Origin of the sequence: Corynebacterium sp. HMSC058E07, from assembly GCF_001809885.1 — a bacterium.
GTDB classification, from domain to species: domain Bacteria; phylum Actinomycetota; class Actinomycetes; order Mycobacteriales; family Mycobacteriaceae; genus Corynebacterium; species Corynebacterium macclintockiae.
Window position 1 is genome coordinate 69,185 of record NZ_KV799274.1, and the last position, 25,135, is coordinate 94,319.

Below are 25,135 nucleotides of genomic sequence, written 5' to 3' on the forward strand. Positions count from 1 at the left end.
GCAGGAGCCGCCGGTGCACCAGGAGCGGAAGGCGCTGCCGGTGCAGCAGGAGCGCCCGGGGCAGCAGGTGCTGCAGGAGCGGAAGGTGCGGACGGTGCTGCCGGGGCTGCCGGAGCAGCAGGAGCACTCGGAGCACTCGGGGCACCTGGCGCAGCAGCGGCACCAGCGGCAGCGCCACCAGCAGCGGCCGCGGCTTCCTTCTTCTTGGCCTCTTCAGCCTTGCGCTTCTTTTCCTCGGCAGCCTTCTTCTTGGCTTCTTCCTCGGCCTTGCGCTCGGCTTCCTCGCGAGCCAGCTTCTCCTCGTCAACCCAGCCGCGCTCCGGTGCTACCAGGAACTCCGGAGACTTCGGTGCAGGCAGCTCGCCGTCGACCAGGACGGACTCGCGGAACATCTGGGCGATATCCAGGACCTGGGTGCGGTCTTCCTTGTTCTCGATCTCAGACTGACGGTTGTTCACACCGTCGGTCATCATCGTCTTACAGAACGGGCAGCCGATGGCGATGGCGTCCGAGCCGGTGGCCAGAGCCTCGTCCGTACGGTTCAGGTTGATGCGCTCGCCCAGGTGCTCTTCCATCCACATGCGGGCACCACCAGCACCACAGCAGAAGCCGGTATCGCGGTTGCGATCCATCTCCACCAGGTTGGCGCCGGAGGCACCAATCAGCTCACGCGGAGCCTCGAAGACCTTGTTGTGGCGACCCAGGAAGCACGGATCGTGGTAGGTGACCTGACGGCCGTTCTGCGGTGCAGATACCGGCTCCAGGCGACCCTCACGGATCAGCTTGTTCAGCAGCTGGGTGTGGTGGACAACCTGGTAGTTACCGCCCAGGTCCGGGTACTCGTTGCGCAGGGTGTTGAAGCAGTGTGCACAGGTCACAACAATCTTGCGCTGCTTCGGCGGCACGCCCTCGAAGGCGTTGTCCAGCATTTCGATGTTCTGCTCTGCCAGCATCTGGAAGAGGAACTCGTTACCGGCACGACGGGCGGAATCACCAGTACAACCCTCGCCCTCGCCCAGCACGGCGAATTTCACGCCTGCGGTGTACAGCAGGTCAGCGACGGCACGCGTGGTCTTCACAGCGTTGTCGTCGTACACGCCCGCACAGCCGACCCAGAACAGGTACTCGGTGTCGTCGAAGTTCTCGATGTCCTCGCCGAAGACTGGCACCTCGATGCCGTCTTCCTTGGCCTTCTGGATCCAGTCGGAGCGCTTGTTGTTGTTCTGGCCCCACGGGTTGCCCTTGGTCTCCAGGTTCTTGAACAGGCCACCCAGCTCGGTCGGGAAGTCAGACTCAACCAGGACCTGGTAGCGGCGCATATCGACGATGTGGTCGATGTGCTCGATGTCTACCGGGCACTGTTCAACACAGGCACCACAGTTGGTGCAGGACCACAGCACGTCGGGGTCGATAACACCCATCTCGCCCGCAGCGACAAGCTGCAGCAAAGGCATATCCGCGTGGGCGTCAACAGAAGGATCGTCCAGAACGGCAGTGTCGGCGGCACCTTCGCCGGAGAACATGCCACCTGTGTGGGCAGCGTCCTTGCGCGCGGCCTTCAGGTACGGCGCGGACTCGATAGCGTGGTCGCGCAGGCTGGTGATCAGCAGCTTCGGGCTCAGCGGCTTCGCGGTGTTCCAAGCCGGGCACTGCTCCTGGCAGCGGCCACACTCGGTACACGAGGTGAAGTCCATCCAGCCCTTCCAGGTGAAGTCGTCGATCTTGCCAACGCCGATCGCGTCTTCCTCTGGATCTGCATTTTCCATGGTCAGCATACGACCACCGGAGGTCAGCGGCTTCGCGGCGCCCAGGGCGTTGCGGCCGTCAGCGTTGCGCTTCAGGAAGATGTTGAAGAACGCCATGAAGCGGTGCCATGCCACGCCCCACTTGACGTTCTGGCCCACGATGAACAGCCAGATCATGCCGGACAGCAGCTTGATCAGCGCGAAGATGGAAACCAGCAGCGGGGATTCCGGCAGGATCTTGGCCAGCTGCATGGTGAAGAAGTCCGTGGCCGCGTGGCCGCCCTCGTAGCTGGCGAAGGTGGCGATCTTGGAGGCCTTCACGAAGATCATGCCCAGGCCCTCGATCAGCACAACGGCCTCGACGAAGTACGCCGCGCCGGAGTTAGAGCCGTAGAAACGGGCCTTCTTATCCTTGTCGCCGATCTTCTGGCGAATGATGATCAGCGTGATGATGCCGATGACGGTGCCCAGGCCTAGCAGCTCGTCCACGAAGTGGTACAGGCCCCAGCCACCGATGATGGGCCAGCCGCCCTCGGGGTCGAAGATCTGAATGTAGGCCTCGAACCACACCATGGCTCCCAGCAGGAAGCCGACCATGACCAGCCAGTGGGCGATTGCCACGCCGGGCTTCTTGGCCATCTTGGTGTGGCCGATGATCTCCTTGATCAGGTTCATCAGTCGGCCGGCGGGGTTGTCCGTCCTCTTCAGCGCCGGTTGGCCCAGTCGGATCGTGGTAAAGATCTGCGCCGCGCCACGGATGAAGAAAATCCAGGCGGGCAGTGAAAGCAGTGCGCCAATGATGCCCAGTGGAACGGTGATGTTCCACGGAATGTCATTGGACGTCGCCTGCCCTGCTGCAAGCAGGTCCATTATTGTGCTCCTCGCAAGTCCTGTATGAGCCACGTTGACTCAGTCAAGTAGTTCACATCCGAGCTGGAATCGGAATATGTATGAACTAATTACTTGCTAGGTAGATTAACAATTGAACAGGGCTTTGGTGAAGTTTTCTCCGCTGGTCGCACCTATTTTTTGGCAGTATTTTAGAAACGGCGATGTTGCTTAAATATCCCGAGCTGCTGTGTTGTGCGCCACAGAAAGGATCGCTTTCCGGGCTGCGCGCCCTGCCTTTGAATGTCGCAGATGGTATAGGCAGTTGCCGCTAGCGCCTTCGTGGAGGATGACTGTGGCTCCATTTTTCTTTAATTTCGACGCCTCGTCGACGATCCCCGGGCTTCCCTTATCCTTCTTGGCGAAGAAGATGTGTACTTCAGTGTCTAACGCACGGTCTGTGATCGAACTATCGGCTCCGAAGAGCTGTTTCAGTAGGGTTATGTCTTTAGCTTGGGGCGCCAGCAGCACAATGGTGCGCGGTGCGGTCGCTTCCTGGAGTGCGTCCAATAACTCGGGGATGCATGACGATTCCGCTATGGCTGTTACGAGTTGAGGGCCGTGGTCTGTTAGGAGGTTGCGGTAGGTTTGGCGAATGGTCGCAGAGCCTGTGGGGGAGGCGGTAGCGGTTGAAGATGCTGTGCCGGGGTGCGTTGAAGATGCTGTGGTGGGGTGTGGGGGAGGAGTGGAAGGTGATGTGGAAGTTTTATTGGCGCGGGGGATTGGTATTTCAACTCGAAGATCGGTTTCCGCGAGTTGCCAGGCGAGGTTCCAATGTCTGTTTGTGAATGGCTCCGAGGGGGAGTGTGGCGCAATAAAAAGAACAGCCTGTGAAGCTGCGTGTTCGGGTGGAATCTCCGCCAAGGCGGAAGTGTGCGGGCTGTAGCGCGTGGCGTCGGTGGCATGAGAGCCCCTGAACTGCATAGGGGCAATGGAGTAGACGGTATGTGTATCGCAGGGGTGGGAGCTCATTGTGAAATGCTGTCGCAACGCATGAGGGGGTTCAGGGGTGGCGCGGGTGAAGATGTCCATGGCGTCCAAGCTTAAGGCACCCTGCGGTGCTGTCGAGAAAAGTTCAAGGGGTTGAAATCTAAATATGCCGTAAGGTAGTTTCTTTTCTAATAATGACAATGAATTGCAATAAGCGCCTTAAATAGGGTGCTGGACAGGAATGACGTATGCGAACAAAACTGCGGCGAGGGGCAGCATGTGCCTTAACCAGCGTGATGATTGGAGGGGCGCTGGTAGCCTGCGGTGACCCGAGCCGCCAAGCTTCCGGTGGGGAGGGCCAGTACCCCACCCGGCTGGTTTTGGCAGACCGTAAAGCTGGCGATGGATTCCACCCAGCGACGGGATATGCCCAAACCGGGGTGAGCCCGATCTACGACGGTCTGCTGCGACCAGAGCCATCGTCGTCAGACAAGGTTCCGAACTTTGTGCCAGCACTGGCTGCGGAAATGCCGAAACACAATGCTGACTCCACGAAGTGGACTGTGAAGCTCAAAGAAGGAGTGAAGTTCAGCGATGGTTCTGATTTCGATGCCGAAGATGTGAAGGCATCGTATGACGTAGCCAAAGACATTTCCGTCGGTTCCGAAGTAGTCAGCCGCTACGACATCATCGACGAGGTGCAGATCCAAGATCCGCACACCGTGGTGTTTAAGTTGCGTTCCCCACTTGCCGAAATGTTGTCGCGACTCACCTACGCGATCGCTCCCTCCGAGATGCTGGGCAAAGGGGCAGTTACCCAAAGCAAGCTGAATACCGAACCCGTGGGTACTGGCGCTTACCACCTGAAGGAGCGCCGGGGTGATGAAACGATCTTTGAAGCCAACGACAACTATTTTGACGGTGCGCCGGAAGTCAAGGAATTGGTTGTTACGACCGCTGCGGATGATACGGCCCGCGCGCAGCGCGTAGCTGCTGGTGAAATTGATGGTGCGGCTATTCCGCCCAGCCAACTGAAGGGGTTAGAAGGTAAGGATGGCATCAGCGTGGATGTCACCAAGACGGCTGATTGGCGGGGTATTTCTTTCCCTGAAACGCCCGAGTTTGCCGATCCGAAGGTGCGCTTGGCATTGAACCTCGCCGCTGATCGGCAGGCATTTATTGATGGACCATTGGCAGGGCAGGGCACTCCGATCTCTGGACTATTGTCCTCAATCTACGGTGATGCCCACGATCCATCCCTGGATTTCCAACACGACGTGGCCAAAGCGGAGAAACTACTCGATGAAGCTGGGTGGAAGAAGAACAGCCAGGGTGTGCGGGAAAAAGACGGTAAGCCCTTCCACGTAGACCTCTACTATGCAGGCAACGACACGCTACGCCGAGACATCGCCATCGAGTTCGCCTCGCAGATGAAGAAGCTGGGCCTAGAGTTCGAAACCAAGTCCAGCACGTGGCATGACATCGAACCGAAGGTACACGATGTGTCGGTCGTTTTGGGCGGCGGATCGGCCCCTTATGACGCCACGGTGATGGCCTATGAGTATTTGCACACACGCACACCCGCGACGGGTAAGTGGGCCAATCCAGGCAACTACGGCTCCAAGAAAATGGATGACCTGCTGGATGAGACGCGCAGTGAGAACGAAGAGGCGAAGCGCAACCAACTGTGGCGCAAGATCCAAGCCGAGCACGCAGAAAACCCATCCATGCTGGCTTTGGCGAACGTCAACCACATTTACGTCTCAAAGGAAAATTCGTGGAAGAAACCGAATCTCCTGCTCGAGCCCCATATTCACGGCGTGACGTGGGGGCCTTGGTGGCGCCTAGTCGCTTGGAAGAAATAACTCATGAGAGCGGTTTCTACCACTTCTTCTGCTGCTAACTCCGCTCATGGCAGAGCCGCTGTGAACACTGCGGACGTTCACACCGCTGAAGGTCACACTGGTGCTGGTCATCCTGCTCCTGGTCACGTTGGTGCTGTTCGGATTGCAGATAAGACAAGCTCGGCTGGAGCATCTCATTCAAACGGAGTTTCCGGTTCAGACGGGGCACCCACTTCAGCAAAAACTCGGCAGTCCTGGCGCAGGTTTGTATTGCCGGGGCGCCGGGATAACCTCGGCGGGATCGGCCGGATGGTTGGTACGCGCTTGTTGCTCATTGCCGTGACAACCGTGGTGGTCAGCTTCATCATGTTCGGCCTCGCTGCCTTGTCGCCGTTTGATCCCCTTGCGCACCACCTCGGCGCGAACTACGGCAACTACACTGCCGAAGAACGCGCGAGCATTGCCTCTTCTTTGGGGCTCGACGCCCCGTGGTACCAGCAATGGGCCTCCTGGTGGGGGCACGTTTTTACAGGTGATCTGGGTTGGTCCCGGGTGTACAGCAAACCGGTTGTTGAAGTTATTGGCGAGCGCCTGCCGTGGACGATGCTGCTATCCGGAGCGGGCCTGTTGCTGATGCTGGCGATTGCAGCGCTTCTCGGCTTGAGTGCTGCTCGCCGACCCGGCGGAGTGGTGGATCGGGCGATAACCGCGTTGGGCGTATTTGTGGCAGCTACTCCTTCCTACATTTATGCCCTAGGAAGCGTGCTGTTTTTTGGCGTGTTCTGGCACCTCATCCCCGTGGGAGGAGCCGCGCCGGTCGGTAAGTCCCCGTCACTGGGAACGGTGGGGCCATATCTCATCGCACCGGCTGTCGTTCTAGCGATCTCGCAGCTGTCGTGGCCTTTGTTGACGATGCAACGCGCTACTGCCGAAGCCGTTGAGTCGCCAGCGGTTGCCAACGCGCGCTTGCGTGGTCTCTCCGAACACACGATCCTCGTTCGGCATGTGCTGCCTATGTCGCTCATGCCGCTGATCACTTTGATCGGAGCGCGCCTCGGCGAGATGGTCGTCGGAGCAGTGATTGTGGAAACGGTTTTCTCCTGGCCGGGGTTGGCGCAAGCCACGGTGGAATCGGCTGTGGCCGTGGACTTTCACCTGCTGGCATTCACCACGGTCGCGACCACGGTAGTGGTGATGTTGGGATCTCTATTGAGCGATCTGTCCTACGTATTGATCGACCCGAGGGTAAGCGATGTCTAACAAGAGTTCTCTTTCCTCCGATGAGCACAGCCCTAGTTCGAATAACTCAGCCTTGAAAGCACACAGTGCTCATCTAGATATTGGCAGCGCTGAAGCACAGGGGTTTAGCACGCATTCGCGGACACAGAGTGTCCGCAGGTGGATGCGTGGGCACCTCATTGGATTAAGCGTTTTTGCACTTCTGGTGCTGTATGCAGCTATAGTTCCCGCCATCTTCGAGGCGGGAACTCCAAGTTTTGCCAATTCCCTGCGTTCACCGACTGCCGCGCATATTTTCGGTACTGATCACTTTGGGTTCGACCTATTCGTACGAACCGCAGAAAGCTTGCGGGTTTCCCTTTTCATCGGGCTTACGGCTGCGGTTGCCGCTACGACATTGGGCGTGCTCGTCGGCTTATTGGCGGCGGGGCTCGGTGGCGTGGTCGATCGCATTGTTATGCGCATCAACGATGCCGTGAATGCCATTCCGCACCTCATTTTGACAGTGGTTATTGTCGCACTATTCCAGGGATCCGTTGCTGCCATCGTGGGGTCCATCGCTGTGACTCACTGGTCACCGGTTGCGCGTATCGTGCGATCTGCGGTGTTGACGGTCCGCGCGTCCGAAACGGTGCAGTGCTCGTACGGTGCAGGGGCCTCGTTTGGCTGGGTGCTGCGAAAGCATTTGGCACCAGCGGCTTCTGGTCAAGCACTGGTAGCGATGGCGATGCTCACTCCCCACGCTGTGTGGCACGAATCCACCGTGTCCTTCCTTGGCCTGGGCATCCAGGCTGACGAGCCATCACTGGGAACGCTCATGGATTTGGCGCGCGAAGACATCACCCGTGGGGCGTGGTGGGCTTTGGTTTTCCCAGCGATGATCTTGCTGCTCACCACGATGTCTGGGGTATCGCTGACCCGAGGAGCGACAGCGCGGGCAGAGCGTGGCGTCGGAAAGCAAAAGAAGAAGTCAGCACTGCAGAAAGAAGCCGGGGCAGGCCGCAGAGGGCGTAGGTCGGAGCCTGCGGAGCCAACTGAGGCGACGAGCGAGTTGGGGGAGCTCCGTGCTCGCGGGCTTGGCGTAGAGGTGGGGGCAAAAAACATTGTGTGTGGGGTGAACCTGACCGTGCGCCGTGGGGAAGTGGCCGGGCTGATCGGAACCTCCGGTTCTGGCAAATCGACCGTGGGGCGCGCGTTGATTGGGGTGGTCCCAACAGGGGCTCGAGTAGAAGGGAAGGTCTCGCTTTATCCGGCTGAGGTGCCTGATGGGAATTGTGTAGCGCACGGGGCGACCAAAGGGCACCTTGAACCCAGCGGGGTCACCCAAGATACGGAAGCTGGTGGATCCGCTCACGTTGCGGAAGCCGATGAAACCACTGCTGATGAAGCAGACTGGAACAGTACTGATTTCGCTAGTGTGCGGGGCTCAACGGTGGGTTTTGTTCCCCAAGCCGCGGCCTTGTCCTATACGCCCGTGAGGAGGATTGGAACCCAGCTCCAGGAGATTATCGATCGGCATGGAAGTGGCTTGGATGTGGAGGAGTTGTTAGAACGCGTTCACCTTGACTCTGAGGTCAGCGAGTATTTCCCACACCAGCTATCGGGCGGCATGGCGCAGCGAGCGGCGCTTGCTGCGGCGTTGGCGGGAGATCCGCAATTCCTTATCGCAGACGAGCCCACCGCAGCATTGGACCCACAATTGACGAAGGAGACGCTGGAGCTACTGCGGTCCGCGGCCAAGGATCTGGGGCTCGGAGTAATGCTGATAAGTCACGATCTAGAGGACCTTCGAGAATGGGAAGCGTGCGACCACATTTTTGTGCTGCATGAGGGCGAAGTAGTGGAAAGTAGACAGGCCAGCGAGTTTTGGGCTGCACCGCAAACCGACTTTGGTCACGCGTTGGTTGGGGCTTTGCCCAGCGGAGGCCTTGAATACCAAACCGAGGTAGGGGAGAGAAATGCTTAAAGCTACCGAGGTGACCTATTCCTATGCGGGGAAACCCGTCTTGGAGAAAATTGAACTGAACATTGAACGCGGTGAGCTCGTGGGGCTGATCGGACCTTCAGGATCTGGCAAAACGACGTTGGCCAAGTTGCTTTCCGGGCGTTTCCTCCCAGATTCGGGAAAGGTCACGATTGACGGAGAACCTGTGGTGACGGGGCGAGATCGCCGGCGATCACGAATAGCGTTGGTGAGCCAATCCCCTCGGGATGCGTGCAATCCGCGGTGGACTCTCCGAGAGATCATCGCTGAACCTTTATTGATCGCCGGGGAGCACAATAGGGAAGTGATTCGCGAGTGCGTGGAGGATCATACGAAGCGAGCAATGCTGGATAGGGAATTGCTTGATCGCCGACCAGCACAGGTAAGCGATGGGCAACTGCAGCGAGCATGCTTGGCCCGCGCAACTGTGATGGATCCCGCCTTCCTCATCTGCGATGAACCGACTTCAATGCTCGACCCCATTGCGACGGCGAAAACTGTGGAGATGTTGCGCGAGACCGTGCGGGCGAACCGCGGAGTGCTATTGATTTCCCACGACCATCGGTTATTGGCAGCGTGCGCTGACCGGACAGTGACTATCGAAACCACCCCGCAGGCTTAGAACTTTGCGTTCCGCGCCTGTGCTGGTGAGGAGCGATAATTAGCGCTGGGGGATGTCCAAAGAATGGAGCAACGTACGCTGCGAATCACTAAAGTTATCGTCCGAGATTAAGTACACGCGGTTTAACTTCGCCGGGGAAGTGGAGCTGCCGGCGTGGTTTCCGATGGCGGAGGAGCCCGCAGGAAGGGAGCCGGTGGTGACGGAACCGTGAGCCGGCACATCTGCGGAGTGGGCAGGCGGGGCCGCGAAGGTTAAGCCTTCAACATTTTCGGGGGATGCAGAGATGTTGGGGCTTGCCTCAGTGTTAGCCTTATCGCCACTCGAGCTTTGGTTGTCACCGAGCTTGTGAATGTCACTGGGTTTTTGTCCAGCGAAATCGAAGACCTTCTCGCGGTTAACGGGCACCTCGCTACCGTCCAAGCGCTCCCGGCCAAGCACATTGGTGGCCCCTTCCAGACTCAAACGGTAGATCTCGGCGCGGTTACCTTGTTTGGGGATGTAACCGCGCTGCAGCGCGTAGAGGCTACCATCCGGGGAAGTAGCCAAGGAAGCGTACCCGCGATCGGCCTTGGGGGCGTACGTGGGGTCCACCTCGACCACATACTCGGCCTTGGGCCTGCCGGTTGCAGTGCTGTAAGCGGTCAACCGAGTTTTGGAACCCGCCTCGGGAGTATTGATTGGCCCATCCTGCACCAATGAGTTCTCGTTGAGAGTGTAAAAAGTTTCCCCATCAGGAGAAATTGTCATGCCCTCCGGGCCTTTGTTGGGGCTTATCCCTTTAGTTTGTTCAATATCCTTTGCTGCATTGTGGTCGGGGACGTGATAGTGCGGGGGATGGATGCGCCGGATTTCCCGCCCGTTGCTATCGGATTCGATGACAAGGGGTGAGCGGTTCTTCGATCCCTTTGATTCGCCCTCGGTGGTCCATAGCAAATGGCCGTTAGGTAGCTGCTGGATCTCCTCCGCATCGTATTCCTTGGGGTTGTATGCGCTGCCATCTGGCTTGGTGAAATTAACTTGTCCAGTGACCTTTGCCCGCCCGTTGTTGTCGATGTTCAAGCGGTAGGCGCGCGTGGGGCCATGATCGCCTTTGTCATCCGAGATGGCGAGGTAGGAGCCATCGGCGAGGGCAGTAAGCCCGGATAGTCCACCCACGTTGGGATCCTTGCTCGCTTGGCCGAGGTCGAACGCGCCGTTGTAGTGAGTTTGTTCCTGGCCGCCAGTTTTCAGAGTGCCGGAAGATGGGAAAGTCGATCCTGCGGGGAGTTGCGGTGCGGAGAGCGAGGCGTCGGAACCAAAAGGGGTAGCGGAAGAAAAAGGGGCGGCGGCTGCGGTTGCACCAAAGGCTGTGGGGGTGGCAATGACCGACCCAGCGAGGATCGAGGTAGCGACAAGCGGGGCGGCTGCCAACGGGGTGGAAATGAGGGCGCGGTTTATGCGTATGCGGTTTTTCATGCCCACTATCAAAACAGATGGGGCGGGTTTGCGCATTTCAGGGAAGGTTCAGGGGTGAATCTGTAAATAATTTTCAAAAAAGTTGAGCCGATCGGGAACAAGTTTGACGTGCGATGAGTTGAGTAGGGTGTGAGCAGGTTGAGTGTGGCTGACTCAGGAAGATTTGACTAGAGAGAAAAACTCCGGATACTGGAGAGCATGAGTTGAGTCGTTCACACTAAAGGCTCGATGACTGACAACAACAATCCGACGAAGGATTAAAACAACAGGAGGTACCCCACTATGGGACGTGCAGTAGGTATTGACTTGGGAACCACCAACTCTGTGGTCTCTGTTCTGGAAGGCGGCGAGGCAAAGGTCATCGCCAACTCCGAGGGATCCCGTACCACCCCGTCCATCGTGGCTTTCGCCAAGAACGGCGAGGTGCTGGTTGGCCAGTCCGCTAAGAACCAGGCGGTAGCCAACGTGGATCGCACCATCCGCTCCGTTAAGCGCCACATGGGCACGGACTGGAAGGTTTCCATCGACGACAAGGAGTACACCGCTCCGGAGATCTCCGCCCGCACCCTGCAGAAGCTGAAGCGCGACGCGGAAAGCTACCTGGGTGAGGACGTAACCGACGCGGTTATCACCGTTCCCGCCTACTTCAACGACGCACAGCGCCAGGCCACCAAGGATGCCGGCCAGATCGCCGGCCTCAACGTCCTGCGCATCGTCAACGAGCCGACCGCAGCCGCCCTGGCCTACGGCCTGGAAAAGGGCGACAAGGAGCAGACCATCCTGGTATTCGACCTGGGTGGCGGTACCTTCGACGTCTCCCTGCTGGAGATCGGCGACGGCGTGGTTGAGGTTCGTGCAACCGCCGGCGATAACGAGCTGGGTGGCGACGACTGGGATCAGCGCATCGTCGACTGGCTGGCCGACAAGTTCAAGGCAAGCCACGGCGTGGATCTGACCAAGGACAAGATGGCCCTGCAGCGCCTGCGCGAGGCGGCGGAGAAGGCCAAGATCGAGCTGTCCAGCTCCCAGCAGGCCTCCATCAACCTGCCGTACATCACGGTGGACGAGGACAAGAACCCGCTGTTCCTGGATGAGACCCTGACCCGCACCGAGTTCCAGAAGATCACCCAGGATCTGCTGGACCGCACCAAGACGCCGTTCCAGGCAGTGCTGAAGGACGCGGAGATCAGCGTTGACGAGATCGACCACGTCGTGTTGGTCGGTGGCTCCACCCGTATGGTTGCCGTCTCCGAGCTGGTTACCGAGCTGACCGGAGGCAAGGAGCCCAACAAGGGTGTAAACCCGGACGAGGTCGTGGCCGTGGGCGCTGCCCTGCAGGCCGGCGTGCTGCGCGGCGAGGTTAAGGACGTGCTGCTGCTGGACGTCACCCCGCTATCCCTGGGCATCGAGACCAAGGGTGGCGTGATGACCAAGCTGATCGAGCGCAACACCACCATCCCGACCAAGCGTTCCGAGACCTTCACCACCGCTGAGGACAGCCAGCCCAGCGTGCAGATCCAGGTCTTCCAGGGCGAGCGCGAGATGGCTGCCCACAACAAGCTGCTCGGCTCCTTCGAGCTGGCGGGCATTGCCCCGGCGCCGCGTGGCGTTCCGCAGATCGAGGTCACCTTCGATATTGACGCCAACGGCATCGTCTCCGTTTCCGCAAAGGACAAGGCGACCGGCAAGGAGAACACGATCAAGATCCAGGACGGCTCCGGCCTGTCCCAGGAGGAGATCGACCGCATGGTCAAGGACGCCGAGACCCACGCGGAAGAGGACAAGAAGCGCCGCGAGGAGCAGGAGGTCCGCAACTCCGCTGAGTCCATGGCTTACCAGACCCGCAAGTTCGTCGAAGACAACAAGGACAAGGTCAGCGAAGAGACCCAGACCAAGGTCGAGGACGCAGCCAAGGCTGTCGACGAGGCTCTGAAGGGTGACGACATCGAGGCCATCAAGGATGCGGTGGAGAAGCTGAACGCCGAGTCTCAGGAGATGGGCAAGGCCATCTACGAGGCCGAGGCAGCCGCCGGTGCCGAGGGTGCCGGTGCAGACGCTGCAGGCTCCGCAGCAACCGATGACCCGAACGTTGTGGACGCCGAGGTTGTCGACGAGGACACTTCCGCAGAGGATGATAAGAAGTAATGTCTGAAGATCTGAATCAGGATCCGGGCGTGGCCTCTGAGGATGTTGTGGCTGACGCTACTTCCGCTGCGGAAGCTGCGGAGACGCAAGGGGTCGACGAGGGTCTGGCTGATACTGAGGCTGCTGTGGTTGATGCTGAGGGCGTCAATAACGACGACAGCAACAGCATCGAGGCTGAGCTGGCCGAACGCACCGAGGACCTGCAGCGCGTGACGGCGGAGTACACCAACTACCGCCGCCGCGTGGAGCGCGATCGCGAGAGTGTGATCACTGGCGCGAAGGCAGAGGTGGCCGCCGGGCTCCTGCCGATCCTGGATGACCTGGAGATGGCGGAGCAGCACGGCGACCTGACCGGCCCGCTGAAGTCTATGTCGGACAAGCTGCAGTCTGTGATGGCGTCCATGAAGGTGGAGAAGTTCGGCGAGGAAGGCGACGAGTTCGACCCGACCTGCCACGAGGCTGTACAGGACACGAGCAGCGGCGACGACAAGGTGTTGGCCACCATCCTGCGCCGCGGTTACCGACTGGGCGACCGGGTGCTGCGCAACGCGATGGTCATCATCGGTGATCCGCAGTAGGTTCTGTAGGTTAGTTTTTAGAGGGCTCCATGGTCTTTCCGTGGGGTCCTCTTTTGCTGTCTAGCTGGGATTTTACTTGACAGATCGAACGTGTGTTCGATTTTGGGAAGTTTTTTCGGGTTGTTTGTCCGGGGTGTTTTCTATATTGATCGCGTACGGAAAATCACGGGACACTTTGGGGACTTTGATCATCGAAGGGGAACGATGTCCGACCATCCCGCAGACCACAGCAATCAGCCACCAGACCACAACAACCAACCAGAGCCACCAGACCACAACAACCAACCAACGGGGGCGTTTTGGAAAGTTACCGACCCCGCCGACCCGATGAGCGCAGCGATCTGCGACATCAACCGCAACCATGCCCGCCTCGCGCTGGAGTGCGTGCCTCGCGATGACGAATGCGTCAGCGACGTCACCACTCGCCTGTGCGTCCGGCTAGGCCTCCCGGAGTTCCGCGTCGTCCAGCTCGTCGACGTAGGCGTCACCCTCCGCCGCTTTCCGTCGCTGGTGGAGCTGGCGGAGACCGGTGCTTACTCGATCGAGGTCTGGCGGATCGTTGCTCATAGCCTTGTTGCCGTTAGTGACGCCCACACCTCCGCCGTAGAAGCCGACGTCTACACTGCACTGTCACCGACCCGGCCTAACCAGGCGATGTTGGGGCAAGGCACGATCCGCCAACGCCTGAAGAGGATCGTCCTGAGTCACGAACCCTTGGCCTGCCCGATCGACCCCACAGAACCGCCCATGCCACCGGTTGATGGTGCGGACGGCAATGGCGGCGCAGACGGCGCGACAGACGGTGCGACAGATGGCGCGATCAGTACAGAAGACGCAGCCATACTCGGCGGCGCGACGCGGCTAAGCATCGACGATCGGTCAAGCGACTATACCGAGTTCTACCTGACCCTCCCCAAGCTCGAGGCGCTGGAGCTGATCCAAGCGCTCGATAGTGTGCGGAACAAAGAAAACTGTTCGAGGGTGCGGGCTTTGCTGAGCCTGGTGCGGGGCAGCACTATAGCCGAGGTCAACCTCAATCTGTACCGGCGGGTGGATGCCCCGGATTCTCAGATCTGGGCCGCCGGCACCTGGCTAAATTCGCTGGCCACGGAAGAATGGCTAGAGCGAGTTACCCACCTGCAAGCCCCGGGGAAGGCTACTACCGCCGGCTACACCCCAACGCCAATCATCCGAGCGAGCGTCGAAGGCCGAGATGGCACCTGTCGCTTCCCGGGCTGTGACACTCCGGCGCATAAATGCCAGCTGGATCACGTCAAACGCTTCGAACGTAACAGTTCAGACGGCGGACCGACCGATACGTCGAACCTCCACTGCCTCTGCACCAAACATCACAACGCGAAAACGACCGGAGCGTGGGATGTGACCATCGGTTCCGACGGTGTGGAAACCTGGACCAGCTTTGGGGATGGCCACACGGTGATCACCACGCCGAATGGGCCGCTAGGGAGATTCACCTTCCGGCACCGGGCAGTGAAACGGACTCGAAGGGTGGTGGAACACAACCAACGGAAGCGCGGCCGCGACCAGGATCGCGACCAAAACCGCAATCAAAACCGCGACCAGGGAGAAGAGCCACCGTTCTAGGTGTGCGGCAACTTGGGTGCTGCAGAGATGCGGCAGGGGGGTTGCAGAGGTGCTGCAGAGATGCGGCAGGAAGCTGGCTAGCCCTCGTTCTTGTCTCGGTTGAGCTTCTCTAGGAGGTACGCCGGGGGCTGAATCTCGATTTCCGCCTTGCCCGTTTCCTTCTGCTTGATGTCGGTGAAGGTGATGACTTCGCTCATGTGTGAAAACATCACCCGAGGGCTCAGTGCGCCCGCTTGCCTCGAGAACTCCTGAGCGGTCATGGCCGCCATCATCTTGATGGAGCCCAATAGTTCTATGCCTTCACTCATTTCGCGAATCAAGGTGGTGTGGCGATTTGGCGTAGAAAAAACTAGCCCTTCGCTTGGGTTGATCTGTGGCAAGCAGCGCTCGAGGATCTCGTCCATTAGAAGAGGGATCGACCCCGCATAGAAAGAACTGCTTTCGATCGCCCAAAAGCGTTCCCCGGGCTTGCTTTCGCTTGCCCGAATGGGTTGTGCCACTAGTTCTGCATCGACCAGCTCCTGCCACAGGTTGCGGTAGCCGATTCGGAACAGGTCCTCGACGGGGCCTCTGCCTTCGAGCGAGTGGGACGACAGGGTCATCACAGACTCCGGCGTATCCAGAACCAGGTGGATACACAGGTCGTCCGAGAAAGGACGCATCGGCGAGTCCGGGTTGAACTCATACGCATCTGCCCGCGCATCCTCCGGTAGGAGATCGATCGCCATCAAACGCGCTCGCAGGTGCGGGTAGAACTGTGCATCGGGAAGCGACAGCAGGGATAGATCTGCTTCGGCCGACCTGATCAAATTGGTGACGAATCCCTCCACCAGTTGGGGCATTTCTCTGCCGAAATCCTCAGCGTTGGCGCACAGCTTCGTGATGTTCTCTAGCCCCAGTTTCCCACCTTCGCCATAGTCCGGAGCGGGGAGTTGTCCCCCATAGGGTCCGGGGGTTGGACCCGGGTAGCTCAGCGGCTTCTTGATGTCGCCAGGCTTGCTGTAATACACCACCTCTGGCGTGGGATTCGCACCATAGCCCAACCGATTGAGTACCTGCACAATCTGCCGGATCATCGTGGTCGACTGGTGCAAGTCCAGCCCGGGTAGCGGCACGGGTGGATCCTCGGGGCCGGGCTGCTGGAAACCCTGAGGCTGTGGGAATCCCTGAGGCTGTGCAGGCATATTGGGGTTGTGTGAGGGGTTGGGGGCATGCGAGTTGTGGGAGTCCTGGGAGCCGAAAAGGCGGCTAAACCAGCTGCGCTTTTTAGGTGACATGGTTCCCACCCTAGCTAGTTTCGGGATAGCAAGTCTCAATTAGCGCACACTGCAAAGCCCGAAGTGATGCGGGGAGGGAATAAATACGTAGGGGCGTCGTTAAGAAGATTAGATAACGAAAGTTCAGCGCGGTAGACTCAAGGTTAATGAGTGACACCCCGCGTGAACAGCGCAAGCAGGAAGGAGCGACACATGGCGCACAGTGAATGGGTCGAGAAGGATTACTACAAAGACCTCGGCGTGTCCTCCACCGCATCGGCAGAGGAGATCAAGAAAGCGTACCGCAAGATCGCCCGCGAAAATCACCCGGACGCGAACCCGGGCGACACGGCGGCGGAGGAGCGCTTCAAGAAGGCTTCCGAAGCGTACAGCGTGGTGGGGGACAAGGAAAAGCGCGCGGAGTACGACGAGCTGAAGCGTATGCTCGCGAGCGGTTTCGGCGGTTCGAGCTATGGTTCGAGCTTCGGCGCGGGCAGCGCAGGTTACGGCGCTAACTTCGGCGGCAACTTTGGCAGCGGCAACTTTGGTAGCAGCAACTTTGGCAGCGGCTTTAATGTTTCTGATCTTTTTGGAGATGACGCCACCAGTGGCGGATTCGGCGACGTATTCAGCGGACTCTTTGGTGAAAGAGGTGGTCAGGGTGCTCAGCGTACTCAGCGCAGCCAGCGTACTCAGCGCAGCCGCGGGGCGGATGTAGAGACGGAGCTGACCCTCGAGTTCCGCGAGGCCACGAAGGGCGTGACCGTGCCGATCCGCCTGACCAAGCCGGAGCCGTGCGAAAACTGCCACGGTTCTGGCGCAAAGGCGGGCACCTCGTCACAGAGCTGCGCGGGCTGCGACGGCAGCGGCATGGTCAGCGAGAACAGGGGCGCTTTCGGGTTTTCGCGCCCGTGCGCGGACTGCTCCGGCACTGGTTCGGTGATTAAGGACAAGTGCGCGGACTGCTCCGGCACGGGGCGCACGACCCAGTCCCGCACAATCACTGTGCGCGTGCCCGCGGGCGTGGTTGATGGGCAGAAGGTGCGCCTGGCCGGCCAAGGTTCGGCGGGGCAGCGCGGCAAGCCGGCTGGCGACCTGTTCGTGACGGTGCATGTGAAGCCCGACAAGGTGTTCAGCCGTGACGGAGACGACCTGAAGCTGACGGTGCCGGTGAGCTACCCCGAGCTGGTGCTCGGCGGCGCGGTGACGGTGCCGACCCTGGCCTCCAAGGTGCGGGTGCGCATCCCCGCCGGCACGCAGGACGGCACCACGCTACGCGTCCGCGGTCACGGTGTGAACAAGCGCAACGGTGCCAGCGGCGACCTGCTGGTGACCGTGAAGGTGGCCGTGCCGAAGAACCTGGACGAGGGCGCGATGAGCGCGCTGCGCAAGTACTCGGAAGAGGAAAAGCGCTCGGGCTTTGACCCCCGCGAAGGATGGGAGGGTAACGAATGAGTGCTGCGAAGAACGGCGGCGAACGCGAAGTCTTCGTGATTTCTGTCGCCGCGCGGATTACTGGAATGCACGCCCAAACGCTGCGCACGTACGACCGTATGGGTTTAGTGACGCCCCAACGCACCAGCGGCGGAGGGCGCCGCTACTCGCGCGAGGATATTGAGCAGCTGCAGGAGATCCAGCGCCTTTCTCACGAGGAGGGCGTGAACCTGGCAGGCATCAAGACGATCATTGACCAGCAGAACCGGATGGACGAGCTGGAGAAGGAAAACGCGGCTCTGCGCCGCCGCCTGGCGGACATGCAGGCGCGCCTAGAAAGGGCAGAGGGTAGAGGCGGCGCCGGTGGTCGCCCGCGAGGTGAGATTGTGCACGTCCCGCGCTCTACCTCTGTGGTGTTGTGGGACCGGCAGAAACGCCGGTAGTTGCCCCGTGCTATAGGCTGACCTGACCCGTGCTACAGGCTGACCTGACCCGTGACGATCAGGTAGAGGGCACCGATCGCCGAGGCGACGACGATGGCGCTAATGATCCACTCGAAGGTGTTGAATACGCGCCCGCCGGCCTTGAGGCGAGTGGCGACATAAACCGCCAGGCCCGGCACGATTAGCAGCGTGCCTAGCAGCACGAACTGCAGTTCGGCCGCGTAGAGCAGCCAGAGCGAGTAGCCGAAAGCCACGACACTGATGAGCAGGTGCATACGGTTGGTCTTCTTGCCGACCTCGGGGCCGGAAATGTCGAACTTCGAGCCCGCATCCGGGTGCTTGAACCCATGGCCACGGGTGGCCAGGAACAGCAGGTACAGGCTGGAGAACACGTAAGGCACCAGGTACAGGGACGTAGCTAGCTGCACCATCGTGGTGTAGGTGGATTCGTTGAGGTAGAAGACGATGATGAACGCCTGGATCACCAAGGCGGACAGGAACTGCGAGACATACGGGGCACCCATATCGTTGGTGCGCCCCACTGCCTTTGGTAGCAGTCCATCCTGAGCCATCAGGGTGATCGGCTCGGCGCACAGCATCTGCCAGGAGACGTAGGCGCCCAGCACGGAGATGCACAGGCCGACGGAGATCAGGCCTGCGCCCCACGGGCCGACGACGTGCTCCAGGACGGTGCCCATGGAGTTATCGCCCATCGCGGCGAGCTCCTCGCGGGAGACTACACCGAAGGACAGGAAGCTCACGGCGGTGAGCAGGAAGAACACCGAGACGAATCCCAGGAAGGTGGCCAGGGAGACATCCTTGCGGTGGCGTGCGCGCTTCGAGTAGGTGGAGGCTCCCTCCACGCCGATGAAGGCCCAGACGGTGAACAGCATCATGCCCTTCACCTGGTCGCTGATGGACAGAGCCTGATCCTGGTTCTCGCCGAAGGTGGCGGCGCGGCCCCAGAAGTCAGAGGTGAACACGTCCGTGTTGAATCCGACGAAGGCTACGAGCACTAGGAATGCCAGGATCGGCAGGATCTTCGCCACGGTGGTGATGACGTTCATGATCGCCGCCTGGCGCACGCCACGGGAAAGCACCAGGAAGATGCCCCACGTCAGCGCGGACACGCAGATCGACTGCACCAGCGGATGATCGCTGCCGAAGATCGGGAAGAAGAAGCTCAGCGAACTGAAGAACAAGGTGGCGTAACCCACCTGGGCGATGATGGTGCCCAGCCAGTAGCCCCATGCGGAGGCGAAGCCGACGAAGTCGCCCAGGCCTGCGCGCACGTAGGAGTACACGCCCGAATCCAGGTGCGGCTTGCGGAGCGCCAGCGCCTGGAAGACGTAGGCGATGCACAGCATGCCCACGCCGGTGACGGCCCAGCCGATCAGTGCCGCGCCGGGCGAGGCCACGGACGCAATGTTTTGCGGCAGCGCGAAGATGCCGGCGCCGACGGTGGAGCCGATAATGAGGCTGACGAGTGTGCCCATGCGTACGGTGCGTGGGTCGTCCTTGACCAGGACCTCGGCAGTGGAGACCTGGGGGTGGTAAGCGTCACCAGCGCCCTGGGTAGATGGGGTATCCCCATTATTAGAGATATTCACGGTTAGTACCGTACAACGTCGCCGGTGGTTTAGACCAACTGGGGCTTTAGTTGTTAGTTAGTTGTTGGTTGTAGGCTGCCAACCCAACGAGGGGGCCACGTGGGTGGCAAAGTTTTTCAGCAGACGAGTGTTGGCCTCTACGCCCAGCTGATTCGGGATAGTGAGCATTAAGGTGTCGGCCTCTGCCACTGCGGCGTCATTAAGAAGGTCTTCGATGAGTGTGTCGGGTTCACCAATATAGGTACGGCCAAAGGTTGAGCGGTAACCATCAATCACGCCGAAGTGGTCGCGGGTCATTCCGTGAGTGCCGACCATCGCCCGGTCCTCGGCGCTGACGATGGGGAAGATGCTGCGGGAGACGGAGGTGCGTGGGGTCCAGCCGTGCCCGCTACTGGCGAAGGATTCTTTGAATACCTGGAGCTGCTCTGCTTGTAGGTCGCCGAAGCTGTCTCCGTTGCTCTCTGTGAGGAGTGTGGAGCTCATGAGATTGACGCCCACCTGACCAGCCCACTTGGCCGTTTCGCGTGTACCCGCGCCCCACCAGACGCGGCGGTCCAAATTGGGGGAGTGTGGGAGGACCGGGATGGATGAACCGGGCTTGTACATGTGCGGGTACTGCTTCTCGGCCGAGGCGGCGGTCGCCATGCCTACGCCACGGATGGCGGCGAGGTAGCGCATGTAGTTGATGTATCAACCAGATTGAGGGTTGGGAGTACTCGGGTGCTGAGATTTTTAGCGCGGAGACTTGAGGTACAACAGTAGCCATGGAAGAGACTTTCTCAGTGCTCGCCACCGATCAGGGTGTGCGGCGCATCGGTTTCCCCGGAGAGGACTGGGGTGCGGGGGAGAGTCCTGTGGGGGAGAGGACTGTGGGGGATCAAGCACGCCGACACGTGGCTGAGGTGGAGAAGCAGCTGGAGGAGTACCTCGCCGGGCAGCGCCAGGTTTTCACTGTGCCCGTTGATCTGGTGGACGTGACCACGCCTTTTCGGCGGAGAGTCCTGCAGGCGCTGGCGCAGATTCCATATGGGCAGACCATAACCTACGCCCAGCTGGCGGAGGCTGCGGGGAATCCCCGTGCCGTACGCGCAGTGGCTTCGGCGTGTGCAAGCAATCCGCTGCCGATCCTGTATCCCTGCCATAGGGTGATCCGCAGCGACGGAAGCTTCGGGGAATACCGGGGCGGCAGGGAATTAAAGGCGGCACTGTTGGATATGGAACGGGTCGGCGCTGGGCAGACTGACACAGGGCAGACTGACACAGGTGACTAGCGCACGTTGACCTCCGGGGACCACATGTAGGAACTGTGCGCGTCGGTTTCGCCACGCTGCGTCAGGTATAGGTCCAGGATTCTGCCCCAGCCGTAGCTGCTCCAGCTGCCTTCGCTGGCGCCATCAGCTCCGCGGGGAGGAGCGTTGAAGTCCGGCGCGGCAGGATCCTTTCCGTGCACTCCGAACTCCGGGGTGGTGGTCAGGCGGATCATGTCGCCCGGAACGTGTTCGTTGTGCACCTCGCCCTGGCCGTCCTTCGCGTCGAGCTGCAGATCCTCCGCCTTCTCCGCGTGCACGCCGGGGCTACCCCACAGTCGCACCTCATCGGCAACTAGCCCGTCGCTGCCTTTCGCCGCGGCCTCGCCGACCACCACCGAGCCGTAGCTATAGCCCACCACCTGCAGCTTCGCGTGCGGGTTCCTTTCCCGCAGTTGCCGCTGGTGTTCCCGCAGTGCAGGGGCGCCTATCTTGGCCGCGTCCTTGGAGATCGCACTGGTCAGATCCCCCGGCGCCGGATAACCATGCCAGGCCACCACCGCCACATTCTTGCCCTGTGCCGCCGCGTCGGCCGCGGTTGCCCGCGCCCAGGCCTCGGTGCGCGCCAGCGCCTCCGGACTGCTGGATCCCACGCCACTGACCAGCGTGATTACCTCATCGGCGCTCTCGACATTGCCCGCCGTGACCACCGGTCCGTACGGTGTTTTCATGTGCTCCACCGGAGGCAGGCTTTGTGGGGAATTGGGTACTGACGCCCCCTCGACCCCATCTGCCTCCACATCACCTCGGGGCGGCGCGACCGAGCTGCTGATCGTGGAGATGGTGCCGCCGGAGGCGATGTCTAGCAGCCTGGCCAACTTCAACGCCCCGCGCAGGACTTGGGTCAGAGTGTGGGCCAGGCTCTGCGCCGCACCGCCGACTCCAGGGATGAAAGCCAGGTGTTGGGCGGAGACCTCGCCATCGGCGCTGACGGACATCAGTGCTGTACGCGCCAACCCCGCGGTCGTGCGCACGGTCGTTCGAGTTGGACTTAGAAGGTCGGCGTGGGTGCCTGCGACCCTCCCGATGGTTCGACTGCTAAAACCCGCCGTATCCAGCTGGTTAGCTGCGGAATCCGTGGCGTGGTTGGCAGCATCCGCAGCCTGTCCCGACCAGGACTCGCCCCACTTGGCCTTGTTCCGAGCATCAGCCGCATGCTGGGATACCTTTCCGCCCTTGTCTTTGAACAGGTCGGCGGCTGTGCGGAGTGCCTCCACATTTGCGTTCTCCACGGCGTGGACGGTGACGGTGGTGGAGTCGTGGGTGTTGGCGGTAGAGCCGCTGATGTTAGCGGAGCCACTGGCGGTGGTGCCTGCGAAAATGTTCATCGGCTCGCCCCCGTGAGGGCTGCGGAGCCAGCATTATCGGCGCTGTCCACATTGTCGGCGTAGGTACTGATGGACTGGCTCATTTTCTGTAGCTGCCGGCCAAAACCGGTGAAGGAGGCATGGAGCCTATCCGCCGCCTGGGCGATCGCGTGCGTGGTCGACCCGCCTGGAACGCCGGGCGCCTCCGCATTGGCAACCCCGTATCCAGCGGAAGCACACTGCACTCCGTCTTCGGTCAAGTCTTCGCACCGTGCCTGAACTGCTGATACGTCGAGTTGCATTGTGTCTAGATAGTTCAAGTAATTCAGCGTCGAATATTGCATGTGTTCCCCTGTCCCTGTTGCTGCGTGACTCGCTTGTGAGAAGTGAGTGTAGGGAGGCGAGGGGCGTCAATAAAGAAAAAGATGGAGGGGCTGTGGATAACTCAGTTTTATCCACAGGGTGACCGGCGCGGAGGGGACAAAAGGGGGCGCGATGTCGGCAATGTCGCTAGGGTGGGCTGTATGCGTATCGCAGTCATCCAGATGAAGGCCGAACCGGACGTGGAAGCCAACCTGGCTCGCATCCTGAAGTACATCGCGTCCGGCGCGGCGAATGGTGCCGACATGGTCGTTTTCCCGGAAGCGGCTATGTTCCCCTTCGATAATGGGCGGCTGGATACCGTCGCCCAACCGCTGGATGGGCCCTTCGCCCAGGCGATTATCGATACGGCCAAGAAGCACGGAACCATCGCCGTGGTGGGTATGTTCACCCCGGCCGATACCGTCTACCGCTCGCCAAGTGGCCAGTTGGTGGAAGAACAGCCCAGCGATTCGCCAGAAGCCAACCAGTTCCGACGCGTGCACAACACGCTGCTGGTCGCGGGGCCGGATTATGTGACGCACTACGACAAAATCCACACCTACGATGCTTTCGGCTACCGGGAGTCCGATACCGTCAAGCCCGGCGACCGGCGCGTGGTTATCGACGTCGGTGGAGTGGGTGTGGGCCTGGCTACCTGCTACGACATTCGCTTCCCGGGCCACTTTGTAGCGATGGCTGCTGCGGGTGCGAAGGTGATGGTTGTACCCTCTAGCTGGGCGGATGGGCCGGGCAAGCTGGAGCAGTGGCGCGAGCTCACGGCGGCTCGCGCGCTGGATTCCACCAGCTACCTGATTGCTGCGGGCATGGCGCGGCCGGGCTCCCCGGAGCGTTACGGCACTGCGGATGGCCCGACGGGGATCGGGCACTCCGTGGCGATCGGTCCGAATGGCGCCCGGCTGGCGGAAACCGGCTACGCGGCACAGGTGCTGACCATCGACATCGACCCGAACTACGTGGACAAGATCCGCAAGTCGCTGCCCGTGCTGGAAGGCCACCACACCGACCGTGAGCTCGGCCTGGGGGTCGATGTCGTCGGCGATATCGAAAAGAAGTAGCTGCGTTTCTGCAGCGTTGGTACGGCTAACTGTGAGGCACGTCGAAGCGTAGCTGGTCGCGGTTCGCGCCGGCGCGGAGGAAAGCCTCCACTGTGTGCTGCTTCATCTTCGGTCCGCCGGTGATCAGCACCTCGGCATCGCGCCACGCACCGCGCTCGGCGGCCACATCGCCCACCAACCCCCGCGCCGTGTAAGCATCGAAACCCTCCGGGGTGGGCGCGTTATCCTCCACCACCAGGTACAGGTCCAGCCAATCGAAGGCTTCCTCGAAGCCCAACAGGCCCTTCCACTCGTAGAGCTCCTCCGGGTTCTGCGCCCCGAAGAAAAGCTGCACCATCGGCGGGCGTTCCCCCGACTGGACCAGCTCCAGCAGAATCGCCCGCACCGGCGCCAGACCCGTGGAACCCGCCACCATCACCACCGGCTTGTTGCCCGAAATCTGCAGTTCGCCGTACGGGTTAGCCACCACCCATTGCTCTCCGACCTGCGTGTTCTCCACGATTCCCTGCGAGAATGGCCCGATCGCGCGCACGTGAAACTCCACCAAACCGTCCTCGTTATAAGGAATCGCCGGCGAAAGCGCCCGCCACATTTGCGGAGTATGTGGCGTACGCACCTCCACATGCTGGCCCGACCAATACGGCAACGGCGGATCCATCTGCACGCGGATGACCGCGATGGCGTCACAAGGATGCAGCACCTCGAGCACCTGCGCGGCCGAAGTCGCAGGCACCGCGGCCTCTTCGTCCTCGATCGCGCCGTAGGCAAGCAGGCTACAGCCGAGGTTGATTGTGTCGCTGAGCTTTTTTGTGACGCCGATATGCTCCCCCACAGCCTCCACCAACGCGGACTCAAGCGCCGCATAATGCTCTGCGGCCACGCCGAACTTGCGGAAGTCTTTGCCGGTGGCGACCAGGAACTCTCCCTGGGCGGGCGCGAATTCGCCGCCGTGAGTGATGCCACGCAGGATGAAGCGGATGGTGCGATCCAGGTAGGCCTCGTCCAGCTCCATCGTCTCCGAGAAGCTAGGGGAGGGGTTGCTGTACTCGGCGTCCGCGGGGTGGGGAAAGTGGACGACCGTGGGCGTCAGGTGCATGTCGTGCAGCTTGGTCCGAGTGAGTTCGACCAGGTCGTGGCGATGTTCTTCGATGAGCGCGAGCAACTCTGCGAAGGTGTATTCCTCGGAAGAAGAGTGGCGTGCCACGGGCTCGAAGTCTCCTTGTTCTACAGGGGCGGGCTGAGGCAACCGGGTGAGGGGCCGGTTGGTTGCTCCTCATTGTCGCACCCGAACCTGTGAATAGAAA

Annotated in this window: 19 protein-coding genes; 11 read left to right on the forward strand and 8 right to left on the reverse strand. The window is 60.7% G+C overall.

What is annotated here, in order from left to right:
- On the reverse strand, positions 1 to 2,615 hold a 2,615-nt coding region (locus HMPREF2678_RS05285; RefSeq protein ID WP_246817892.1), incomplete at its 3' end, for a (Fe-S)-binding protein.
- Positions 2,616 to 3,859: 1,244 nt separating this feature from the next.
- Between HMPREF2678_RS05285 and HMPREF2678_RS05295 the strand changes: the two genes are divergently transcribed.
- The 4 genes from HMPREF2678_RS05295 (at position 3,860) to HMPREF2678_RS05310 (ending at position 9,252) form a co-directional block, all read left to right on the forward strand.
- A complete protein-coding gene (locus HMPREF2678_RS05295) occupies positions 3,860 to 5,428 on the forward strand; it encodes an ABC transporter substrate-binding protein (protein ID WP_237744626.1) in 1,569 nt (522 codons plus the stop codon).
- Between the two features lie 288 nt (positions 5,429 to 5,716).
- The gene (locus HMPREF2678_RS05300; protein ID WP_035002810.1) at positions 5,717 to 6,667 is read left to right on the forward strand and encodes an ABC transporter permease; all 951 of its coding nucleotides are present in this window, start codon (positions 5,717 to 5,719) and stop codon (positions 6,665 to 6,667) included.
- A gap of 142 nt (positions 6,668 to 6,809) precedes the next feature.
- On the forward strand, positions 6,810 to 8,612 hold the full coding sequence (locus tag HMPREF2678_RS05305; protein ID WP_034971594.1) for an ATP-binding cassette domain-containing protein: 1,803 nt from the start codon (positions 6,810 to 6,812) through the stop codon (positions 8,610 to 8,612).
- Complete coding sequence (locus HMPREF2678_RS05310) at positions 8,605 to 9,252, forward strand: ABC transporter ATP-binding protein (RefSeq protein ID WP_070551256.1); 648 nt, start codon at positions 8,605 to 8,607, stop codon at positions 9,250 to 9,252. The genes HMPREF2678_RS05305 and HMPREF2678_RS05310 overlap by 8 nt, the downstream gene beginning before the upstream one ends.
- A gap of 39 nt (positions 9,253 to 9,291) precedes the next feature.
- Here HMPREF2678_RS05310 and HMPREF2678_RS05315 read toward each other — a convergent pair whose 3' ends face one another.
- Positions 9,292 to 10,743 carry an esterase-like activity of phytase family protein gene (locus tag HMPREF2678_RS05315; protein WP_230580522.1) on the reverse strand — a complete coding sequence of 484 codons (1,452 nt, stop codon included), beginning with the start codon at positions 10,741 to 10,743 and terminating at the stop codon, positions 9,292 to 9,294.
- Positions 10,744 to 10,989: 246 nt separating this feature from the next.
- Between HMPREF2678_RS05315 and dnaK the strand changes: the two genes are divergently transcribed.
- From dnaK to HMPREF2678_RS05330, 3 genes are all read left to right on the forward strand, one after another.
- Complete coding sequence (dnaK, locus tag HMPREF2678_RS05320; RefSeq protein WP_070551258.1) at positions 10,990 to 12,852, forward strand: molecular chaperone DnaK; 1,863 nt, start codon at positions 10,990 to 10,992, stop codon at positions 12,850 to 12,852.
- Complete coding sequence (grpE, locus tag HMPREF2678_RS05325; protein ID WP_034981658.1) at positions 12,852 to 13,430, forward strand: nucleotide exchange factor GrpE; 579 nt, start codon at positions 12,852 to 12,854, stop codon at positions 13,428 to 13,430. The genes dnaK and grpE overlap by 1 nt, the downstream gene beginning before the upstream one ends.
- Before the next feature lie 204 nt (positions 13,431 to 13,634).
- Entirely contained in the window at positions 13,635 to 15,035 is a 1,401-nt protein-coding gene (locus HMPREF2678_RS05330; protein WP_246817893.1) for an HNH endonuclease signature motif containing protein, read from the forward strand.
- A 77-nt stretch (positions 15,036 to 15,112) separates the two neighbouring features.
- Here HMPREF2678_RS05330 and HMPREF2678_RS05335 read toward each other — a convergent pair whose 3' ends face one another.
- Positions 15,113 to 16,312: a hypothetical protein gene (locus tag HMPREF2678_RS05335; protein ID WP_141747029.1), complete on the reverse strand. Its 1,200-nt coding sequence runs from the start codon at positions 16,310 to 16,312 to the stop codon at positions 15,113 to 15,115.
- Positions 16,313 to 16,504: 192 nt separating this feature from the next.
- On the opposite strand from HMPREF2678_RS05335, the gene dnaJ reads away from it, so the two are divergent.
- Both dnaJ and HMPREF2678_RS05345 read left to right on the forward strand, forming a co-directional pair.
- Positions 16,505 to 17,746: a molecular chaperone DnaJ gene (gene dnaJ, locus HMPREF2678_RS05340; RefSeq protein ID WP_070551260.1), complete on the forward strand. Its 1,242-nt coding sequence runs from the start codon at positions 16,505 to 16,507 to the stop codon at positions 17,744 to 17,746.
- Entirely contained in the window at positions 17,743 to 18,168 is a 426-nt protein-coding gene (locus tag HMPREF2678_RS05345; RefSeq protein WP_034971617.1) for a heat shock protein transcriptional repressor HspR, read from the forward strand. Before dnaJ ends, HMPREF2678_RS05345 begins: the two co-directional genes overlap by 4 nt.
- Positions 18,169 to 18,200: 32 nt before the next feature.
- Here HMPREF2678_RS05345 and HMPREF2678_RS05350 read toward each other — a convergent pair whose 3' ends face one another.
- Complete coding sequence (locus tag HMPREF2678_RS05350) at positions 18,201 to 19,694, reverse strand: amino acid permease (RefSeq protein WP_034969516.1); 1,494 nt, start codon at positions 19,692 to 19,694, stop codon at positions 18,201 to 18,203.
- A 141-nt stretch (positions 19,695 to 19,835) separates the two neighbouring features.
- Positions 19,836 to 20,456, reverse strand: coding sequence for an LLM class flavin-dependent oxidoreductase (locus HMPREF2678_RS05355; protein ID WP_246817894.1), 621 nt, complete (start codon positions 20,454 to 20,456; stop codon positions 19,836 to 19,838).
- Between the two features lie 86 nt (positions 20,457 to 20,542).
- Here HMPREF2678_RS05355 and HMPREF2678_RS05360 point away from each other — a divergent pair, with 86 nt between their 5' ends.
- A complete protein-coding gene (locus HMPREF2678_RS05360) occupies positions 20,543 to 21,049 on the forward strand; it encodes a methylated-DNA--[protein]-cysteine S-methyltransferase (RefSeq protein WP_070551263.1) in 507 nt (168 codons plus the stop codon).
- Here HMPREF2678_RS05360 and HMPREF2678_RS05365 read toward each other — a convergent pair.
- Both HMPREF2678_RS05365 and HMPREF2678_RS05370 read right to left on the reverse strand, forming a co-directional pair.
- Positions 21,046 to 22,413: an alpha/beta hydrolase gene (locus HMPREF2678_RS05365; RefSeq protein ID WP_083303425.1), complete on the reverse strand. Its 1,368-nt coding sequence runs from the start codon at positions 22,411 to 22,413 to the stop codon at positions 21,046 to 21,048. The two genes, HMPREF2678_RS05360 and HMPREF2678_RS05365, sit on opposite strands and share 4 nt — an antisense overlap.
- Positions 22,410 to 22,652 (reverse strand): hypothetical protein, encoded by a 243-nt coding sequence (locus HMPREF2678_RS05370; protein ID WP_230580219.1) that lies wholly within the window; start codon positions 22,650 to 22,652, stop codon positions 22,410 to 22,412. Before HMPREF2678_RS05370 ends, HMPREF2678_RS05365 begins: the two co-directional genes overlap by 4 nt.
- A gap of 264 nt (positions 22,653 to 22,916) precedes the next feature.
- Here HMPREF2678_RS05370 and HMPREF2678_RS05375 point away from each other — a divergent pair, with 264 nt between their 5' ends.
- The gene (locus HMPREF2678_RS05375; RefSeq protein WP_034969364.1) at positions 22,917 to 23,831 is read left to right on the forward strand and encodes a carbon-nitrogen hydrolase family protein; all 915 of its coding nucleotides are present in this window, start codon (positions 22,917 to 22,919) and stop codon (positions 23,829 to 23,831) included.
- 25 nt (positions 23,832 to 23,856) lie between these two features.
- Here HMPREF2678_RS05375 and HMPREF2678_RS05380 read toward each other — a convergent pair whose 3' ends face one another.
- Positions 23,857 to 25,035, reverse strand: coding sequence for an FAD-binding oxidoreductase (locus HMPREF2678_RS05380; protein WP_246817895.1), 1,179 nt, complete (start codon positions 25,033 to 25,035; stop codon positions 23,857 to 23,859).
- Between the last annotated feature and the right edge of the window lie 100 nt (positions 25,036 to 25,135).

What these genes read in the sequence shown, in the direction of transcription:
- HMPREF2678_RS05330 (WP_246817893.1), top strand. Translation starts at nt 13,635, where the DNA reads ATGTCCGACCATCCCGCAGACCACAGCAATCAGCCACCAGACCACAAC.
- HMPREF2678_RS05345 (WP_034971617.1), top strand. Translation starts at nt 17,743, where the DNA reads ATGAGTGCTGCGAAGAACGGCGGCGAACGCGAAGTCTTCGTGATTTCT.
- HMPREF2678_RS05300 (WP_035002810.1), top strand. Translation starts at nt 5,717, where the DNA reads ATGGTTGGTACGCGCTTGTTGCTCATTGCCGTGACAACCGTGGTGGTC.
- HMPREF2678_RS05365 (WP_083303425.1), bottom strand. Translation starts at nt 22,413, where the DNA reads ATGAACATTTTCGCAGGCACCACCGCCAGTGGCTCCGCTAACATCAGC.
- dnaJ (WP_070551260.1), top strand. Translation starts at nt 16,505, where the DNA reads ATGGCGCACAGTGAATGGGTCGAGAAGGATTACTACAAAGACCTCGGC.
- HMPREF2678_RS05315 (WP_230580522.1), bottom strand. Translation starts at nt 10,743, where the DNA reads ATGCGCAAACCCGCCCCATCTGTTTTGATAGTGGGCATGAAAAACCGC.
- HMPREF2678_RS05375 (WP_034969364.1), top strand. Translation starts at nt 22,917, where the DNA reads ATGCGTATCGCAGTCATCCAGATGAAGGCCGAACCGGACGTGGAAGCC.
- HMPREF2678_RS05335 (WP_141747029.1), bottom strand. Translation starts at nt 16,312, where the DNA reads ATGTCACCTAAAAAGCGCAGCTGGTTTAGCCGCCTTTTCGGCTCCCAG.
- HMPREF2678_RS05355 (WP_246817894.1), bottom strand. Translation starts at nt 20,456, where the DNA reads ATGCGCTACCTCGCCGCCATCCGTGGCGTAGGCATGGCGACCGCCGCC.
- HMPREF2678_RS05295 (WP_237744626.1), top strand. Translation starts at nt 3,860, where the DNA reads ATGATTGGAGGGGCGCTGGTAGCCTGCGGTGACCCGAGCCGCCAAGCT.
- HMPREF2678_RS05310 (WP_070551256.1), top strand. Translation starts at nt 8,605, where the DNA reads ATGCTTAAAGCTACCGAGGTGACCTATTCCTATGCGGGGAAACCCGTC.
- HMPREF2678_RS05360 (WP_070551263.1), top strand. Translation starts at nt 20,543, where the DNA reads ATGGAAGAGACTTTCTCAGTGCTCGCCACCGATCAGGGTGTGCGGCGC.
- grpE (WP_034981658.1), top strand. Translation starts at nt 12,852, where the DNA reads ATGTCTGAAGATCTGAATCAGGATCCGGGCGTGGCCTCTGAGGATGTT.
- HMPREF2678_RS05305 (WP_034971594.1), top strand. Translation starts at nt 6,810, where the DNA reads ATGCGTGGGCACCTCATTGGATTAAGCGTTTTTGCACTTCTGGTGCTG.
- dnaK (WP_070551258.1), top strand. Translation starts at nt 10,990, where the DNA reads ATGGGACGTGCAGTAGGTATTGACTTGGGAACCACCAACTCTGTGGTC.